At 62.0% G+C, this 17,572-nt stretch carries 21 protein-coding genes; 13 read left to right on the top strand and 8 right to left on the bottom strand.

All coding sequences use genetic code 11. The annotated features are described in order from the left end of the window. Positions 1-42: 42 nt before the first annotated feature. Both H620_RS0101925 and H620_RS0101920 read left to right on the top strand, forming a co-directional pair. Positions 43-948, top strand: a complete 906-nt coding sequence (locus H620_RS0101925; RefSeq protein ID WP_023377973.1) for a choline sulfate utilization transcriptional regulator — start codon at positions 43-45, stop codon at positions 946-948. 17 nt (positions 949-965) lie between these two features. Continuing rightward, positions 966-1,298 (top strand): DOPA 4,5-dioxygenase family protein, encoded by a 333-nt coding sequence (locus H620_RS0101920; RefSeq protein ID WP_023377974.1) that lies wholly within the window; start codon positions 966-968, stop codon positions 1,296-1,298. Between the two features lie 90 nt (positions 1,299-1,388). On the opposite strand, the gene trpA is transcribed toward H620_RS0101920, so the two are convergent. Then, complete coding sequence (gene trpA / locus H620_RS0101915) at positions 1,389-2,198, bottom strand: tryptophan synthase subunit alpha (RefSeq protein WP_023377975.1); 810 nt, start codon at positions 2,196-2,198, stop codon at positions 1,389-1,391. Further along, positions 2,195-3,412, bottom strand: coding sequence for a tryptophan synthase subunit beta (gene trpB, locus H620_RS0101910; RefSeq protein WP_023377976.1), 1,218 nt, complete (start codon positions 3,410-3,412; stop codon positions 2,195-2,197). Before trpB ends, trpA begins: the two co-directional genes overlap by 4 nt. A gap of 109 nt (positions 3,413-3,521) precedes the next feature. On the opposite strand from trpB, the gene H620_RS0101905 reads away from it, so the two are divergent. Continuing rightward, the gene (locus H620_RS0101905; protein WP_023377977.1) at positions 3,522-4,418 is read left to right on the top strand and encodes a LysR family transcriptional regulator; all 897 of its coding nucleotides are present in this window, start codon (positions 3,522-3,524) and stop codon (positions 4,416-4,418) included. On the opposite strand, the gene H620_RS0101900 is transcribed toward H620_RS0101905, so the two are convergent. Continuing rightward, a complete protein-coding gene (locus H620_RS0101900) occupies positions 4,415-4,738 on the bottom strand; it encodes an ElaB/YgaM/YqjD family protein (RefSeq protein ID WP_023377978.1) in 324 nt (107 codons plus the stop codon). The two genes, H620_RS0101905 and H620_RS0101900, sit on opposite strands and share 4 nt — an antisense overlap. 150 nt (positions 4,739-4,888) lie before the next feature. On the opposite strand from H620_RS0101900, the gene H620_RS0101895 reads away from it, so the two are divergent. Together H620_RS0101895 and H620_RS0101890 are read left to right on the top strand one after the other, a co-directional pair. Next, positions 4,889-5,104 carry a dodecin gene (locus H620_RS0101895; protein ID WP_023377979.1) on the top strand — a complete coding sequence of 72 codons (216 nt, stop codon included), beginning with the start codon at positions 4,889-4,891 and terminating at the stop codon, positions 5,102-5,104. Positions 5,105-5,210: 106 nt separating this feature from the next. Continuing rightward, on the top strand, positions 5,211-5,432 hold the full coding sequence (locus tag H620_RS0101890; protein WP_027906638.1) for a DUF1161 domain-containing protein: 222 nt from the start codon (positions 5,211-5,213) through the stop codon (positions 5,430-5,432). A gap of 77 nt (positions 5,433-5,509) precedes the next feature. Here H620_RS0101890 and H620_RS0101885 read toward each other — a convergent pair whose 3' ends face one another. Continuing rightward, on the bottom strand, positions 5,510-6,514 hold the full coding sequence (locus H620_RS0101885; protein ID WP_023377983.1) for an LLM class flavin-dependent oxidoreductase: 1,005 nt from the start codon (positions 6,512-6,514) through the stop codon (positions 5,510-5,512). A 154-nt stretch (positions 6,515-6,668) separates the two neighbouring features. On the opposite strand from H620_RS0101885, the gene H620_RS0101880 reads away from it, so the two are divergent. Together H620_RS0101880 and H620_RS0101875 are read left to right on the top strand one after the other, a co-directional pair. Further along, positions 6,669-7,094, top strand: a complete 426-nt coding sequence (locus H620_RS0101880; protein ID WP_023377984.1) for an OsmC family protein — start codon at positions 6,669-6,671, stop codon at positions 7,092-7,094. A gap of 73 nt (positions 7,095-7,167) precedes the next feature. After that, complete coding sequence (locus H620_RS0101875; RefSeq protein ID WP_023377985.1) at positions 7,168-7,401, top strand: DUF1161 domain-containing protein; 234 nt, start codon at positions 7,168-7,170, stop codon at positions 7,399-7,401. Between the two features lie 30 nt (positions 7,402-7,431). Here H620_RS0101875 and H620_RS0101870 read toward each other — a convergent pair whose 3' ends face one another. Next, entirely contained in the window at positions 7,432-7,845 is a 414-nt protein-coding gene (locus tag H620_RS0101870; RefSeq protein ID WP_023377986.1) for a PA0061/PA0062 family lipoprotein, read from the bottom strand. A 55-nt stretch (positions 7,846-7,900) separates the two neighbouring features. Beyond that, a complete protein-coding gene (locus H620_RS0101865) occupies positions 7,901-8,314 on the bottom strand; it encodes a PA0061/PA0062 family lipoprotein (RefSeq protein ID WP_023377987.1) in 414 nt (137 codons plus the stop codon). A gap of 66 nt (positions 8,315-8,380) precedes the next feature. Between H620_RS0101865 and H620_RS0101860 the strand changes: the two genes are divergently transcribed. After that, complete coding sequence (locus H620_RS0101860; RefSeq protein ID WP_027906637.1) at positions 8,381-9,472, top strand: aminopeptidase; 1,092 nt, start codon at positions 8,381-8,383, stop codon at positions 9,470-9,472. A 33-nt stretch (positions 9,473-9,505) separates the two neighbouring features. Here H620_RS0101860 and H620_RS0101855 read toward each other — a convergent pair whose 3' ends face one another. Both H620_RS0101855 and H620_RS0101850 read right to left on the bottom strand, forming a co-directional pair. Next, positions 9,506-10,156, bottom strand: a complete 651-nt coding sequence (locus H620_RS0101855; protein WP_023377989.1) for an HAD family hydrolase — start codon at positions 10,154-10,156, stop codon at positions 9,506-9,508. Between the two features lie 58 nt (positions 10,157-10,214). Further along, entirely contained in the window at positions 10,215-10,763 is a 549-nt protein-coding gene (locus H620_RS0101850; protein WP_023377990.1) for a gamma carbonic anhydrase family protein, read from the bottom strand. Between the two features lie 102 nt (positions 10,764-10,865). Here H620_RS0101850 and prlC point away from each other — a divergent pair, with 102 nt between their 5' ends. The 5 genes from prlC to H620_RS0101825 all read left to right on the top strand — a co-directional run bounded on the left by prlC (position 10,866) and on the right by H620_RS0101825 (position 17,484). Further along, entirely contained in the window at positions 10,866-12,917 is a 2,052-nt protein-coding gene (prlC, locus tag H620_RS0101845) for an oligopeptidase A (RefSeq protein ID WP_244880938.1), read from the top strand. Further along, a complete protein-coding gene (locus tag H620_RS0101840; RefSeq protein ID WP_023377992.1) occupies positions 12,914-13,195 on the top strand; it encodes a YheV family putative zinc ribbon protein in 282 nt (93 codons plus the stop codon). The genes prlC and H620_RS0101840 overlap by 4 nt, the downstream gene beginning before the upstream one ends. Positions 13,196-13,327: 132 nt before the next feature. Beyond that, positions 13,328-15,337: a M3 family metallopeptidase gene (locus H620_RS0101835; protein WP_027906635.1), complete on the top strand. Its 2,010-nt coding sequence runs from the start codon at positions 13,328-13,330 to the stop codon at positions 15,335-15,337. A 76-nt stretch (positions 15,338-15,413) separates the two neighbouring features. Then, a complete protein-coding gene (locus H620_RS0101830) occupies positions 15,414-16,472 on the top strand; it encodes a PA0069 family radical SAM protein (RefSeq protein WP_023377994.1) in 1,059 nt (352 codons plus the stop codon). Between the two features lie 292 nt (positions 16,473-16,764). After that, the gene (locus H620_RS0101825) at positions 16,765-17,484 is read left to right on the top strand and encodes a carbonic anhydrase (RefSeq protein WP_023377995.1); all 720 of its coding nucleotides are present in this window, start codon (positions 16,765-16,767) and stop codon (positions 17,482-17,484) included. The last annotated feature ends 88 nt before the right edge of the window (positions 17,485-17,572 follow it).

Genomic DNA, 17,572 nt, shown 5'->3' with positions numbered 1-17,572 from the left:
GGTAAAGCCCATGGCGGGCAATGACTGGGATTAGCCAAGCTTATGTTTGAGCACCTTGCCAAGTTATCCCTCGATGCTCTGCGCGTATTCGAGGCCGCTGCTCGGCTGCGCGGGTTCACCGCTGCCGCGACCGAACTGGGGACCACCCAGCCGGCAGTGAGTCAGCAGGTCAAGCGGCTTGAGGCGCAGCTGGGGGCGCGCTTGTTCGACCGGATCTACCGGGGAATAGAGCTGACCGAAGCGGGCCAACAGCTGTTCGAGCAGGTACATCAGGGCCTGCAGACCATGAACGAAGGCATCGGCCAGGTCAGTGGCCGTGGCCAGCGTGAAGTGCTCCAGGTGGCCACTGATTTCGCCTTCGCGGCGTTCTGGCTGATGCCGAGGCTGCAGCGTTTTCATCAGGCTTATCCACAGGTCGATGTGAGTCTTGTCACTGGCGAGCGCAGTCAGGGCATGTTGCGGCCCGATATCGATGTGGCAATCCTGTTCGGGGACGGGCGCTTTCATCAGGGCGAGAGCAGGTGGCTGTTCGATGAGGAAGTATTCCCTGTCTGCAGCCCTCGGCTGATTCATGGCAAACCCCTGTCAGCCGTGGCTTTGCAACGATTGCCGTTGCTCCATTTGCGGGGCGAGCAGGCCAGTCGCTGGTTCGACTGGGCGGGCGTGTTTCGTGGACTCGGTGTGGAAAGTCCGGCCCCCTCCGGCCAGCTGCGTTTCGATAACTATACGTTGCTGATCCAGGCTGCCATCGCAGGCCAAGGGGTGGCCATCGGCTGGCGGCATCTGGTCGATGGCTTGGTGGAACAGGGGCTTCTATGCCGGCCGCTGGAGCAGAGTCTGAAGTCGAGTCGGGGCTATTATGTGGTATTGCCACCGCGCAAACGGCGTGGGGCATTGATCGAGCGGTTTGTCGACTGGCTGGAGCAAGAGCGCAGTGGCACTTCGTAGTGCATTCAGGAGTTTTCGTGCAAAGAATCAAGGGCTATCACGCCCATGTCTATTACGACGCGTCCACCATCGACCAGGCCCGCGAGTTGTGCGAAGAGGCCGCGCGGCTGTTTCCTGTAACCATGGGGCGTATGCACCAGAAACCGGTCGGTCCGCACCCAGACTGGAGTTGTCAGTTGGCGTTCGGACCAGAGGTGGTGGGGGTGGTGTTGCCGTGGTTGGCGTTGTACCGCAAGGGGCTGGTGGTGTTTCTGCATCCGCTGACGGGGGATGAGCTGGCTGACCACAGGGACCATGCGATCTGGATGGGCGCTGTGCGGCCGCTGGATCTGTCGATTTTTGCGAGTTAGGGCTTCAGGTCCCATCGCCGGTGTGCCGGCTCCTACGAGGTCCGAGCAGACCTGTAGGAGCCGGGTTGCCGGCGATGAGTACGACGTGTATCAGGCGCGAGCGCTGCGCACGCCATCGGCCAGTGCCGAGCAAAGGTTCAGCACGTCCTTCACAGCCTGATCGGCATTCTCGGCCTTGGCGATCTTGTCCACCAGCGCCGAACCCACCACGACACCGTCCGAGAGACGGGCAATCGCGGCAGCCTGCTCCGGCGTACGAATACCGAAACCAACGCTGATCGGCAGATCGGTATGTCGACGCAGACGGGCGATCGCCTCGGTCACGTGCTCGGTGGTCGCCGAGCCGGCTCCGGTCACACCCGCCACGGAAACGTAGTAGACGAAGCCCGAACTGCGCTCGAGCACCCGCGGCAGGCGAGCATCGTCGGTGGTCGGGGTGGTCAGGCGGATGAAGTCGATGCCCGCGGCCTGGGCCGGGGTAGCCAGTTCAGCGTCGTGCTCCGGTGGCAGGTCGACGATGATCAAGCCATCGACACCCGCTTCTTTGGCTTGGGCCACGAACTGTTCAACGCCAAAGCGGTGGATGGGGTTGTAGTAACCCATCAACACGATCGGCGTGGTCTGGTTGCCCACGCGGAACTCACGGACCATCTGCAGGGTTTTCGCCAGCGTCTGACCGGCCTCCAGTGCGCGCAGGGTGGCCAGCTGGATCGCGACGCCGTCGGCCATCGGGTCGGTGAACGGCATGCCCAGTTCGATCACGTCCGCGCCGGCTTCAGGCAGGCCTTTGAGGATCTGCAGCGAGGCGTCGTAGCCAGGGTCGCCGGCGGTGACGAAGGTGACCAGCGCGGAGCGGCCTTCGGCCTTCAGTTCGGCGAAGCGTTGTTCAAGACGGCTCATGCCTGTTTCTCCTGGGCGGCCATGTGATTCATCACGGTTTGCATGTCTTTGTCACCACGGCCGGACAGGCAGATGACCATCAAATGGTCCTTGGGCAGGGTCGGCGCACGCTTGATGGCTTCAGCCAGGGCATGGGAGCTTTCCAGGGCCGGGATGATGCCTTCGAGGCGGCACGTGGTGTGGAAGGCCGCGAGGGCTTCGTCGTCGGTGATGCTGACGTACTCCACGCGCTTCACTTCGTGAAGGTAGGCGTGCTCCGGGCCGATGCCTGGATAGTCGAGGCCTGCGGAAATCGAGTGGGCGTCTGTGATCTGACCGTCATTGTCCTGCAGCAGGTAGGTGCGGTTACCGTGCAGCACGCCTGGCACCCCACCGTTGAGGCTGGCGGCATGTTTGTCGGTGTTCACGCCGTGGCCACCGGCTTCCACGCCGATGATCTGCACGCTGGCATCATCGAGGAAATCGTGGAACAGGCCCATGGCGTTGGAGCCACCGCCGACGCAGGCGATCAGGCTGTCGGGCAGGCGACCTTCCTTTTCTTGCAGCTGGGCGCGGGTTTCCTTGCCGATGATCGACTGGAAGTCGCGGACCATCGCCGGGTACGGGTGCGGGCCGGCCACGGTGCCGATCAGGTAGAAAGTGTCTTCGACATTGGTAACCCAGTCGCGCAGGGCTTCGTTCATGGCGTCTTTCAGGGTGCCGGTGCCGGCGGTGACCGGGACGATCTCGGCGCCCAGCAATTTCATGCGGAACACGTTGGCCTGCTGGCGCTCGATGTCGGTGGCGCCCATGTAGATCACGCAGGGCAGGCCGAAGCGTGCGGCGACGGTGGCGGTGGCCACGCCGTGCATGCCGGCGCCGGTTTCGGCGATCAGGCGCTTCTTGCCCATGCGCTTGGCCAGCAGCACCTGGCCGATGCAGTTGTTCACCTTGTGGGCGCCGGTATGGTTGAGCTCTTCACGCTTGAAGAAAATCTTCGCGCCGCCGCAGTGTTCGGTCAGTCGCTCGGCGAAGTACAGCGGGTTCGGGCGGCCGATATAGTCGCGTTGGAAGTAGGCCAGTTCTTCGAGGAACTTGGGGTCGGCCTTGGCCGCTTCGTACTCACGGGCCAAATCCAGCACCAGCGGCATGAGGGTTTCGGCCACGTAGCGGCCGCCGAACGAGCCGAACAGGCCGTTGGCATCGGGGCCGGCGCGGTATTGAGTCTGGGTCATGGTGCGCTCCAAGGCGTGATCAAAGGGATATGGGCTTTACTCTAACCACGACACGCTCGCCTGAAAACCGATAAGATTGCATAAACCTGTCAGAAAAACTCACACGTAAATGGCTCAGGATCTCCCTCCCCTCAACGCCGTGCGCGCTTTCGAAGCTGCCGCCAGACTCAACAGCGTCAGCTTGGCGGCCGAAGCGCTGCATGTAACCCATGGTGCCGTCAGTCGGCAGATCAAGGTGCTGGAAGAGCACCTGGGCGTGGCGCTGTTCGTCAAGGACGGGCGTGGCATCAAACTCACAGATGCCGGTGTGCGCCTGCGTGACGCCAGTTCCGATGCCTTCGACCGCCTGCGTGCTGTGTGCGCCGAGCTGGGCCGGGATGTCGGGGAGGCGCCGTTCGTCCTGGGTTGCTCGGGCAGCCTGCTGGCGCGTTGGTTCATTCCCAGGCTCGGTCGGCTGAAGGCGGACCTCCCCGAACTGCGCCTGCACCTGTCTGCAGGTGAAGGCGACCTGGACCCACGACGGCCTGGACTGGATGCCTTGCTGGTGTATGCCGAGCCGCCCTGGCCGGCGGACATGCAAGTGCATGTGCTGGCCGAGGAGCGCATCGGGCCGGTACTGAGCCCGCACTTCGCCGGTTTCGAGCGCTTGCGTGGCGCACCGGCCAAGGCCTTGCTGGAGGAGGCGCTGCTGCACACCACATCACGGCCTCAGGCTTGGCCGACCTGGGCCGGGCAGCAGGGGCTGGACCCCGCGGCGTTGAAGTACGGCCAGGCATTCGAGCATTTGTACTACTTGCTGGAGGCGGCCGTTGCCGGCCTGGGCGTGGCAATTGCCCCGCAGCCCCTGGTGGCCGATGACTTGCGTGCGGGACGTTTGACTGCGCCGTGGGGCTTTTCACCGACCTCCGCTGCCCTGGCGCTTTGGGTGCCCCGGCGCGCCGCGGATGGGCGCGCCGAGCAACTGGCGGATTGGTTGCGTCGTGAACTTCAGCGTCAGGCGGGTTAGTTGCGACGGGACAGCAGGTAAGCCGCCAGCAGACCAAGTGCGCCCACCGCCACGCCTGTGGTCGTCCAAGGATGCTGCTGTGCGTAGTCTCGGGTGGCAATGCCGGTCTGACGGGTACGGGTCTTCACCTCCTCGTAGGCATCGCTGAGCAGGCTGCGCGAATGCTTGAGCGCGCTTTCGGCGTTGCTGCGGATGGCCTTCATCGACTTCTGGGATTCCTCGGACGCGTCATGTTTGAGCGTTTCAAGGGTTTTCAAAAGGCTTTCGATTTCCGCTTCCATGCTTTCCAGGGATGCTTTGCGCAGCGAGTTGCGGTGCATGTTGACTCTCCTTCGCAGGGTGGACTGTACAGGTTGCGACTGCGCGGGCAGGCAAAAGTGCGATCGAACTTTCGATGGTGGCTGCTGCTCGCAGGTAAACCATGCCTGCGCTGCTAGGCTGAATCTCACCGTCATCCAAGGAGAGTGCTCATGTCCGATCATCACACCTACAAGAAGATCGAGCTGGTGGGATCTTCACCCAACAGCATCGAAGAGGCGATCAACAATGCCCTGGCCGAAGCTGGCAAGAGCATCAAGCACCTGGAATGGTTCGAAGTGGTCGACACCCGGGGTCACATCCGGGACAACAAGGCGGCGCACTTCCAGGTCACGCTTAAGGTCGGGTTCCGCATCGCCAATAGTTGACCCATGATCGGGATGGAAAGTCCCGGCGTGATGGCGTTATAACGCTGGAGGGTGCCTGGGTGGCGCCCTTCTTGTCTTTTCTCATCTGAAACAAGGAATGCGGTCGATGAAGAAACTGATGCTTGCGATAGGCCTGATGGCGCTGGCCGGTGGTGCGATGGCGGCCGGGAAGCCGTGCGAGGAACTCAAGGCGGAAATCGCGGCCAAGCTCGATGCCAAGGGTGTCAAGGGCTACACGCTTGAGATCGTCAACAAGGGTGACCCAGCGGGCAAGGTGGTCGGCACCTGCGAAGGCGGCAAAAAAGAAATCGTCTACCGACGTGGATGAGCGTTGGCCCGTTCGCCGGCAAACCCGCTCCCACGGGCGGTGCCCCCGCAGGAGCCGGTTTGCCGGTTGATTGGGCGCTACTCGGCCTTCAAGGCCTGCGCCAGTAATTCATAGGACCGGACCCGGTCTGCATGCTCGTACAAGTCGCAGGTGAAGATCAGCTCATCCGCGCCCGTCTGTTCCAAGAGCACTTGCACCTTGGCCCGCACTTTCTGCGGGCTGCCGATCATCGCCAGGCCCAGGAAGCTGCCCACTGCGTCCCGCTCATGGGGCAGCCAAAGGCCGTCCATGCTCGGCACCGGGGGCCGCTGCATCAGGCTTTGTCCGCGAATCAGGGCGAGAATGCGCTGGTACACGGATGTGGCCAGGTATTCGGCCTTCTCGTCGGTTTCTGCCACGACCATCGGTACTCCGAGCATTACATAAGGCTTGTCCAGGACCGTGGACGGTTTGAAATGGTCGCGGTAGATGCGGATGGCCTCATGCATGTAGCGCGGCGCGAAGTGCGATGCGAAGGCATAGGGCAGCCCACGCATGCCCGCCAACTGGGCGCTGAACAAGCTGGAGCCGAGTAACCAGAGTGGCACCTCGGTATCGTGGCCGGGGACGGCGATCACTTTCTGATCAGGTGTGCGCGGTCCGAGATAGCGCGACAGTTCTTCGACATCGTCGGGGAAGTCGTCAGCACTGCCGGAGCGTTCGCGGCGCAGGGCCCTTGCAGTCATCTGGTCGGAGCCTGGCGCACGGCCAAGGCCCAGGTCGATGCGGCCCGGATAGAGGCTGGCCAGGGTACCGAACTGCTCGGCGATCACCAGGGGCGCGTGGTTGGGCAGCATGATGCCGCCGGAGCCGACCCGAATGGTCGATGTGCCACCGGCCAGGTAGCCGATCAGCACTGACGTGGCCGAACTGGCGATCCCATCCATGTTGTGGTGTTCGGCGACCCAGAAGCGGTTGTATCCGAAGCGCTCGACGTGTTGTGCCAGGTCCAGCGAGTTGCGCAGCGACTGCGCCGGGCCGGCGTCGGCACGGACGGGCACCAGGTCGAGGGTGGAAATTTTCAGGTCACGCAACTGCGTCATCGGAGCCTCCGTAAGGGTGATTGGCCAGAGGCCATGTGAACTCTGTATGGGCACATTCGGCCGTTTCAATGCGTGATGGCCGATTAGTCTGAACTTGCCGGGGGGCGTTGGCCTCTGAACCCATGAGTACCTAACCCAGCGCTCAGGAGGCAATATGAAGAAGACAGCATCAGCGATCTGGCAAGGTGGTTTGAAAGACGGCAGCGGCTTTCTCTCCACGGAAAGCGGGGCCCTGAAGCAGAACCCTTATGGCTTCAATACCCGTTTCGAAGGCTCACCTGGCACCAACCCGGAAGAGTTGATCGGCGCAGCCCACGCAGGCTGTTTTTCGATGGCCCTTTCCATGATGCTGGGCGAGGCGGGGCTAACCGCAGAGCGCATCGACACCATCGCCGAGGTCTCTCTGGATAAACAGGCCGATGGCTTTGCCATTACCGCGGTGCACTTGGTTCTGCGGGCCAAGGTGCCGGGGGCCAGCGAGTCGCAGTTCCTGGAAATCGCCAACAAGGCGAAGGCAGGCTGCCCGGTTTCCAAACTGCTCAATGCCACTGTCAGCCTCGATGCCTTGCTGGTGGGCTAGGCGGCGCAACTGCGGCGGTTTGCGGTAGTCTAAACAGCGTTGGCAGCGAGACTGCCTTTTGAGGAGCTGTTCAATGATCCGCGTAACAATCGCCGTGCTGGCTTCCTTGGTCGCTACGTCCGCACTGGCCGCGGTCAAACCGTGCGAGGAACTGAAGGCCGAGATCGAAGCGAAGATCCAGGCGCAAGGTGTGCCGTCCTACACCCTGGAAATCGTGCCTAACAGCGAGGTCAAGGACCCCAACATGGTCGTGGGCAGCTGTGATGGCGGTACCAAGAAAATCATCTACCAGAAGAATGACCGGTAGCAGGTGGGGCCGCTTTACGGCCCCAAGCGCTCAGGGCACGCAGAAGACCCTGCTGGGTTCATTCACCAGCACCTCGCGGTTGGCATCGTACAACAGCACTTGTGGCTTCATCACCGGTGCCCTGGCCTCCAGGCGATAGCGCTCGCCGGCCTTGAAGTCGTCGTAGCGTACGGTCAGGTAACAGGTGCGATCCACGGGTTGGGACATGACCCCGCCGGAGTAGATCTCGTAGTCGAAACGCACCACCAGTTCATGCTTGCCCGGCGTGACCTGGAAAAAGCGACCGTCCTCCAGGCGCTTGCCATCGAGTCGATCGGCCATGATGACCCGTCCTGGGGTGGTGGTATAGAGGTCGACCCAGGCCTGCTTGGGGTCGGCGGGCGGCAAGGGGCTGGCGCAAGCCCCCAGTGCGCTGAGAGCGATCAGCATCATAGGCTGGCGCATGGCGAAACTCCCGCTTGCGGTTCACAAGCTACAAGCATAGCGCCGTTCAGCATGTTCAGGTACGTTGGCAGCCCGCTGGCAGCCCTTGTCCGACCAGTTTTTGCTGCTGGTCGTAGAGTTTGATCCAGGGGCGGAAACCGATGCTGCCGGCCTGCATCTGGTAGCGCTGGCCAGCGCTGAAGTCCTTGAACGTGAGATTGAGTTGGCAGTCGCGCCACAGGGGCTCGCTGACCGGGCCGATATTGCTCGGTGTGACTGGAAACTGGTAACGCACGGTCAATTCGTGGCTGCCGGGCGCCACTTCGAAATAACGTTTGTCTGCCCATTCGCGCTCGTCCACTTCAACGGCGTGCAGTGAGGTGTCGTCACTTGGGGCGAGATCGACCCAGGCCTGGTTGGGGTCTGGGTTGGGCAGCGTCGAGCAGGCGGACAACAGCATCAGCAAGCCGATGGCAAACAGTGGACGCATGGCGAAACTCCCCCTTGGCAAGATAGTCTTGGAGCGCATCGGCTGTGAGCGAGTAGATAGCCCAAGATGGTTCGATTTCTTCTTTTAAAGCGCTCAGGCTCTGGGCCACTCGACCGCGTTTTGACCTGTTTGGTTCCCTGGTTGGCCGCCCTTCTGCTGAACGGTTGCAGCAGCCTTGGGTATTACGGTCAGTTGGCTGAGGGTCAATGGCAGTTGTTGAATGCCCGCACGCCGGTGGCGCAGGTCATTGCCGACCCTGCTACCACGCCACGTTTGCGAGCTCGACTGGAGCATGCCGAGCAAGCTCGGGCATTTGCCAGCGAGCATCTGAAACTGCCGGACAACGGTAGTTACCGGGTATACGCCAATTTGGGGCGCCCCTTCGTCGTCTGGAACGTATTCGCCACGCCGGAGCTTTCGCTGCAGCCGGTGACCCACTGCTTCCCCATCGCGGGCTGTGTGGCCTATCGCGGCTATTACCGACAGGGCGCGGCACGCGGTGCGGCGGCGGTGATGCGCCGGGACGGCATGGATGTCTATGTCGGCGGCGTGGAGGCCTACTCCACCCTCGGCTGGTTCGATGACCCCATTCTGTCGTCGATGGTCGGCTGGGGGGATGAGCGGCTGGCTGCGCTGATCTTCCATGAGTTGGCCCACCAACGTGTCTATGTGAAGGATGACACCGAGTTCAACGAGTCATTCGCCACCTTCGTCGAGCAGGAAGGATCGCGGCAATGGCACGTGGCGCGCGGGTTTGCAACGATTCGGGACGGTCAGGTGAAACAACGCGACCAGTTCACGCGACTGGTTCTGGCCAGCCGCGAGCGACTCCAGGCGATCTATGCCGGGCCGCTGGACGATGCCCACAAGCGTATCGCGAAGCAGGCGGAGTTCGAACGCTTGCGTCGGGAGTATCGAGTGCTGCGCGACACCCAGTGGAGCGGCGACAAGCGTTACGACGCCTGGGTATACGGGCCAATGAACAATGCCAAGCTGTTGCCATTTGGGCTGTACGACCAGTGGGTGCCAGCCTTTGCGGCGCTGTTCGACGACGTGGGCGGGGATTGGGCGCGGTTCTATGGACGGGTCGAAGCGCTTGGGCGGTTGCCCCTTGCAGCGCGCAAGGCAGCTTTGGAGCAGTTGTTGACCGGGCATTGATGTTTTGGGGCCGCGCAGCAGCCCCGACTGCCATCAGGCCTTGATGAATGCCGCGTGCATCTGGGCCAAGGTCGCGAAGTGGAACGCCGGCTCCTGTGCCATCAGCTCTTCATGGCTACCAAAGCCGTAACCCACGGCCACTGCCTGCAGGCCGTTGCTGCGGGCGCCGATCAGGTCGTGTTTGCGGTCGCCGATCATCAAGGTCTCGGCCGGGTTCAGCCCCTGCTCGTCGAGCAGGTGCCGGATCAGCTCCACTTTGTTGGTGCGAGTACCATCGAGCTCACTGCCGTAGATCACCTTGAAGTGGTGGTCGAACGCGAAGTGCCGGGCGATCTCGCGGGCATACTTCCAAGGCTTGGACGTGGCGATGTACAAGGTGCGGCCCTGCCCATTGAGCGCACTCAGCAGCTCGGGAACCCCATCGAACACCAGGTTTTCGTACAAGCCGGTGACGCTGAAACGCTCACGGTAGAAGTTCACCGCATCCCATGCCTTGGCCTCGTCGAAGTTGTAGAACTGCATGAAGGCCTGCAGCAGGGGGGGGCCGATGAAGTGTTCGAGGCGGGTCAGGTCCGGCTCGTCGATACCCAGCTTGGCCAAGGCGTACTGGATCGAGCGCGTGATGCCCTCGCGGGGGTCGGTGAGGGTGCCGTCAAGGTCGAAGAGTATGTTTTGCTGGTGCATGTGAAGGGGGTCACTCAAGTCGTTGATCGTTCCATTGGCGGGCTTACCCGCGAAGAGGTCATTCCGGTCGGTCGTAGCCTTCGGCCAGGTGCTGGTCCTTGAGCTTCACGTAATTGCTGGCGCTGTAGGGGAAAAAGGCGCGTTCCTTGTCAGTCAGCGGTCGGGCCTGCTTCACCGGACTGCCGACATACAGGTAACCGCTTTCCAGACGCTTGCCCGGCGGCACCAGGCTGCCGGCGCCGATGATCACTTCGTCCTCGACGATGGCGCCATCCATGATGGTGCTGCCCATGCCGACCAGGATGCGGCTCCCCAGGGTACAGCCATGCAGCATGACCTTGTGGCCAATGGTGACATCGTCGCCGATGATCAGCGGGAAACCATCGGGGTTGAACGGGCCTGCATGGGTGATGTGCAACACGCTGGCGTCCTGCACGCTGGTGCGCGCACCGATGCGGATGCGGTGCATGTCGCCGCGGATCACCGTCAGTGGCCAGACCGAGCTGTCCTCGCCGATTTCCACATCGCCCAGCACCACCGCCGAACGGTCGACGAAGGCCCGTGGTCCAACTTTCGGAGTGTGTTGCTGGAAGCTTCGGATGGCCATGATAGCGTCTCTCATCTGTGCCGATAGGCAGGCTGCCTGCTGCGGTCGGCGTCGATTGTAATTAAGATGGTCCAGTGTTTCTCCTGCCAAGGTATCCAAACCGTGAGTGCGAACAACCCGCTTCTGCAGTCCTACGATCTGCCGCCCTTCTCGGCGATCCGTGCCGAACATGTGCTGCCGGCGATCGAAGAGATCCTGGCCGACAACCGTAAAGCCATTGGCCAGATCCTCGAACAGCAAGGCAAGCAACCCACCTGGGCCGGCCTGGTGCTGGCGATGGACGAGCTCAACGACCGACTGGGCGCCGCCTGGAGTCCGGTAAGCCACCTCAATGCGGTGTGCAACAGCCCGGAGCTGCGCGAGGCCTATGAGTCCTGCCTGCCGGCACTGAGCGCCTACTCTACCGAACTGGGGCAAAACCGCGCGCTGTTCGAAGCCTACCAGGCGCTGATCGACAGCCCGGAAGCCGCAGGCTTCGACGTGGCGCAGAAAACCATCCTGGAGCACGCCCTGCGTGACTTCCGCCTGTCGGGTATCGACCTACCTGCCGACAAGCAGCAGCGCTACGCCGAAGTGCAGAGCAAGCTGAGCGAGCTGGGCAGCCGCTTCTCCAACCAACTGCTCGATGCCACCCAGGCCTGGACCAAGCACGTCACCGACGAGGCAGCCCTGGCCGGTCTGACCGATTCGGCCAAGGCGCAGATGGCCGCCGCCGCTCAGGCCAAGGGCCTTGAGGGTTGGCTGATCACCCTGGAGTTCCCCAGCTATTACGCGGTAATGACCTACGCCAGCGATCGCGCCCTGCGCGAGGAGCTGTATGCCGCGTATTGCACCCGCGCCTCGGACCAGGGCCCGAATGCCGGGCAGTTCGACAACGGCCCGGTGATGCGTGAAATCCTCGACCTGCGCCAGGAACTGGCCGAGCTGCTCGGTTTCAAGAATTTCGCCGACCTGAGCCTGGCCACCAAGATGGCCGAGTCCAGCGACCAGGTGCTGAGCTTCCTGCGCGACCTGGCCAAGCGCTCCAAGCCCTTCGCTGCCCAGGATCTGGAACAGCTCAAGGCCTATGCAGCCGAACAAGGCTGCGCTGAGCTGGCCAGTTGGGACGCCGGCTACTTCGGCGAGAAGCTGCGCGAACAACGCTACAGCGTTTCGCAGGAAGCCCTGCGTGCCTACTTCCCGATCGACAAGGTGCTGTCCGGCCTGTTCAACATCGTCCAGCGTCTGTACGGCATCGAGATCGCCGAGCTCAAAGGCTTCGACACCTGGCACCCCGATGTGCGTCTGTTCGAGATCAAGGAAAATGGTCAGCACGTCGGCCGCTTCTTCTTCGATCTGTACGCCCGCGCCAACAAGCGTGGTGGCGCCTGGATGGACGGCGCTCGCGACCGTCGTCGCACCGCCAGTGGCCAGTTGCAGAGCCCGGTTGCCAACCTGGTGTGCAACTTCACCCCGGCCGCACCTGGCAAGCCCGCTTTGCTGACTCACGATGAAGTCACCACGCTGTTCCATGAATTCGGCCATGGCCTGCACCACCTGCTGACTCGGATCGAGCATGCGGGCGTATCGGGCATCAATGGCGTGGCTTGGGATGCGGTCGAGCTGCCGAGTCAGTTCATGGAAAACTGGTGCTGGGAGCCCGAAGGCCTGGCGCTGATCTCTGGCCATTATGAAACGGGCGAACCGCTGCCCAAGGACCTGTTGGACAAGATGCTGGCTGCGAAGAACTTCCAGTCCGGCATGATGATGGTGCGCCAGCTGGAGTTCTCGCTGTTCGATTTCGAGCTGCACGCTCGCCACGGCGACGGCCGCAGCGTACTGGAAGTGCTCGAAGGCGTGCGTGACGAGGTCTCGGTGATGCGTCCGCCGGCCTACAACCGCTTCCCCAACAGCTTTGCCCACATCTTCGCGGGCGGTTACGCGGCAGGCTATTACAGCTACAAATGGGCGGAAGTGCTGTCGGCTGACGCTTTCTCGCGCTTCGAAGAAGAAGGTGTGCTCAACGCCGAGACCGGGCGTGCATTCCGTGAGGCGATCCTCGCCCGTGGTGGCTCCCGCGAGCCGATGGTACTGTTCGTCGACTTCCGTGGTCGTGAGCCTTCCATTGATGCATTGCTGCGTCATAGTGGCTTGAGCGAGGACGCAGCGGCATGAGCGAGGTAGTCGTGAACAGAACCAAGAAGCGCTTCATCGCTGGGGCGGTATGCCCGGCATGCAGCGAGCCCGACAAGCTGATGATGTGGAACGAGGACGATGTGCCGCACCGCGAATGCGTGGCCTGCGGCTTTGCCGACACGCTCAATGAGCAGGGCCTGTCGGTGCCCAAGGAACTCGGCACCCGGGTCAACCAGCTGGCACCCAAGGCTGCTCCTGCCAAGGTCCAGACGGTGCAGTTCTTCCCCAATCCGAAGCTGAAGAAACCGGCTGAGTGACGCCCTGATGCCACCTGGGCCTTGTGCCTGGGTGGCATTCTCCTCTGCCCTGGGTGGTACATAGTGACGCCACCTGTTGTCCCTCCAGTGCGCATGCTCGCCTGCTCTTCAACATGAGCAAGGCAACGCACCATGGATACCCGTAATCCATTCCTGCAACACAGCAAGGTACCGCTGGACTACCATGCGGTGACCCTGGACAACATGCTCGCGGCTTTCGATTTCGTGCTGCAAGCCCATGAACACGGTATTGCGCGGATCATCGACGCTCAACAGACGCATCCGACCTGGGACGACTTCGTGCTGGCGATCGATGAACTGGACGCCCAGTTGCTGGCCGTCTTCAATGCGTCGTTGCCGCTGCTGGGCAGAGGAGAGGATTGGGGCAAGGCCGTCCTCGGGTTTTATGGAAAGGTTGTTGAACGCTTCGACCAGAAGCTGACCAATGGCCGCCTGCAAGCGCTGTACGAGCGCTTGGCGAGGCGTGCCAACGGCGTGAATCTGGACGCGCACAAGCGTGCCACCTTGCGCTGGTACCTCGACAACTTCGCCATCAGCGGCACGGCCCTCGATACCGACGGCAAGGCCCGTCTGGCTGAGTTGCAGAGGCAGATCACCACCTTGCGCGGGCAATATCAGTTGAATCTCAACCGCCCCGGCCTGCGCATCGACGATGAAGCTCAATTGCGTGGCATTCCACAGCGTGTGCGCGACGAACTGGCATCCCGAGCGAGGGAGGCAGGTGAGCGAGGTTGGTTGATCGCGTGCGAGACTGCGGTCACTGAAACGGTGCTCATGTACGCTGAGCATCGTCCGCTACGTGAAAGCGTCTATCGTGCGTACCACCTTCGAGGTGTCAGCGAAGATGGGCAGCAGGACAATGGCACGTACTTGCAGCGTCTGGCGGAACTGCTGGATGAGAAAGCGCTTTTGCTCGGTTTTGCCAACCACCCTGAACTGAGCTTGCAAGCCAAGAGCGCGGGGGGACTCGCGCAGGTGAACAAGTTCCTTCACGACCTGGCCGACAATCTGCGGCCAGCCATGATCGAGCGTCGCTCACGGATCGAGAGCCAAGCCGCCGTGCAGGGTGTGAGCGACCCTGAGCCGTGGGACATGAGCTTCTTGCAGGCGCGACACAAAGCGTCGACCAAAGTGCTTTCCACCGAGTCACTGCGCGAGTTCTTCCCGTTGCCCGTGGTAGTGTCGGCATTGACCCAGTTGGCTGAGAAGCTATTTGGCCTCGTGCTTGTACCAAAGCCGTTCGCCGCCTGGGATGACAGCGTGCAGACATTCGAGGCCTGGCAGGACAACGCCTTGATCGGCTTCTTGTATCTGGACGCCGTGCAGCATCCTGGCAAGCAGCCGGATTGGGTGAGCACCACTTACATACGCAGCCGTCGGGTCAATGCCGAAGGGGTGTATCAAGAAGCTGCCGTCGTAGTGTTCAGCGACATTCCAGCCGCCGTCGATGGCGGCCAGCCGCTACTCGATCACCTGTCCCTGCGCAAGCTCTACCATGAGTTTGGCCATGCCTTGCACCACCTGCTGGTGCGTACCACAAACCATGTATTGTCCAATGTGTCCGCGCTCGGTACGGACGGCGTCGAGCTGTTTGGCAAGCTGTTCGAGCGTTGGGTGTGGAACGCGGATTACCTGGCCGGAATCTCGTCGCATCAATGGAACGGCACTAAGCTCGATCGCACGCGGGTGGAGGAATGCCTGGGCCGCCTTAGGCAGGATGGCCTGGAGGAAGCGGCAGGCCACCTGAGCCTTGCGCTGTTCGATCTGGACCTGCATGCCACACCGAAGGATGGTCGGACCCTTGAACAGCGCCTGACCGACGCCCGCGCACGCTGCGGATATTGGCCGCTTGCCGACTTCGAGCGTCCTGCCCATGCCTTCCAGCACCTGGTGAGCGGCTACGATGCGGGCTACTACGCCTATTTATGGTCGGACGTGCATGCCTTCGACCTGTTCACGCGTTTCGAGGCTCAAGGCCTGCTCGACCGTGGCACCGGGCGCGCGTTGCAGGAGGCATTGTTCGCCCCAGGAGCCTCACGGCCACTTCGCGAAGGAATCGAGGCTTTCCTTGGGCGTGCACCAAGCCACCTGCCCTACTTGCGCTGGCATGGTGTGAATTGATACTGCCCTGACCAAAGGGGCTGGAAGAATCATCTGGGCTGAGGCACTGTATGTAAATACAGTATCGAGGTGAGCGATGATTCCTCCAGCGCCGCAAAAGGGCCGTGGCACGGTTCACAATCCGCACAACCGCTTCGCACCGAGTCAATCGGTGGCCGAAGACGATGGCTGGTATCAAGAGGTTCCTCTCACCCAGGGTACCGAGGTGAGCGTCGAAACGGCCAAGTCAGTCATCAGCCGCAACACCTCCCCCGACCTGCCCTTCGATCGTTCCATCAACCCCTACCGTGGCTGCGAACATGGTTGCATCTACTGCTATGCCCGCCCCTCGCATGCTTACTGGGACTTGTCTCCGGGCCTGGATTTCGAAACCAAACTGATCGCCAAGACCAACGCAGCCGAGGTGCTGGCACAACAGCTGAGCAAACCGGGTTATGTCTGCGCACCGATCAACCTGGGCTCCAATACCGACCCCTACCAGCCCATCGAACGTGAACAGCAATTGACCCGGCGTCTGCTTGAGGTGCTGTTGCGCTTTCGCCATCCGGTCACCATCGTCACCAAAGGTGCGCTGGTGCTGCGTGATCTCGACTTGTTGGCGGAGATGGCCAGCCAGCGCCTGGTGCGGGTGATGATCAGCCTCACCACGTTGGATGATGAGCTCAAGCGCGTGCTGGAACCCCGCGCGGCGGCACCCAAGGCGCGGTTGAGGGCGATTCGGGTATTGCGCGAAGCAGGGGTGCCGGTGGGCGTGCTGTGCTCCCCCATCATCCCGATGATCAATGACAGCGAGCTGGAGCACCTGCTGGAAGCCGCCAAGGAAGCCGGCGCGCAGAGCGCCGCCTACATGATGCTGCGCCTGCCACTGGAAGTGGCGCCGCTGTTCGAGCAATGGCTGCACGACCACTATCCACAACGTGCCGCGCATGTGCTCAGCTTGATCCGCCAGAGCCGAGGCGGCGAGCTCTACGACAGTCGGTTCGGGGCACGCATGCGTGGCGAGGGGGTATTCGCCGATCTGCTGGCCCAGCGTTTCGCCAGGGCCATGCGTCGTCTGGCTTTCGAACGCCGGGAGGCTCAGTCTCTGGACTGCTCGTCCTTTTGCCCTCCGGGTGGACAGATGGCGCTGTTCTGAACCATCGAGGCAATGCTGTTGCATCCAATGAGGCTAATGGCAGCCAATAATTTCACTCATAGGGGTTGGCGGCTGATGCTTTTTTGATATTATTCAGCTCCCTCCTCCTTGGTCTGGAACGCTTGTTCTAGAGCCTCCGAATTCAGTTTCAATTAAGTTTTCCCCGCTAGCGTATGCAATCAGTCGGCAGCGACTGTGATGAATGGCCTGCGTGCGTCATCTAAATCCCCGCATAGCCAGAATCTTTCACCGGTAAAATGGATTTACCTACAAACCGTCAAGAGGATGAATCATGCCCGTCAAGGACCCATCCAAGGTCGTTCCGGAGGCCCCCGCCGAGAGCGCCGATGCCGCCCTGAAGCACATCGTCGACGGCTTCCTGCGCTTTCACCATGACGTCTTCCCCGAGCAGCAAGAGTTGTTCAAGAAGCTCGCCACCGCGCAGAAGCCGCGCGCCATGTTCATCACCTGCGCCGACTCGCGCATCGTCCCTGAGCTGATCACCCAGAGCTCGCCAGGCGATCTGTTCGTGACCCGCAACGTCGGCAACGTGGTCCCCCCGTATGGTCAGATGAACGGCGGCGTTTCCACCGCCATCGAATATGCGGTGCTCGCCCTGGGCGTGCATCACATCATCGTTTGCGGCCACTCCGACTGCGGCGCGATGCGTGCCGTGCTCAACCCCAGCTCGTTGGAGAAGATGCCAACGGTCAAGGCTTGGCTGCGCCACGCCGAAGTCGCCCGTACCGTGGTCGAGGACAACTGCTCGTGCGGCAGCGAGCACGAGACCATGAAAGTGGTGACCAAGGAAAACGTCATCGCCCAATTGCACCACCTGCGCACACATCCTTCGGTCGCGTCGCGCCTGGCGGCGGGCCAGCTGTATATCCATGGTTGGATCTACGACATCGAGACCAGTCAGATCGAAGCCTACGACGCGGCAAGCGACAGCTTCCTGCCGCTCACCGCGGGTGAGCCGATCCCCTGCGCGACCCCGAGAGGCCGCTACTAAGCGACCCTGACACCCGCATTACCTTGATAGCCGACTGCACCCGTTCTGGGTGCGGTGCGGCCTTCTGCTGCCTTGAATCTCCCTGACT

Source organism: Pseudomonas taiwanensis DSM 21245 (assembly GCF_000425785.1).
GTDB classification, from domain to species: Bacteria; Pseudomonadota; Gammaproteobacteria; order Pseudomonadales; family Pseudomonadaceae; genus Aquipseudomonas; species Aquipseudomonas taiwanensis.
Note: the sequence above shows the minus strand (reverse complement) of the source record. Positions and strands in the feature narration are given on the sequence as shown.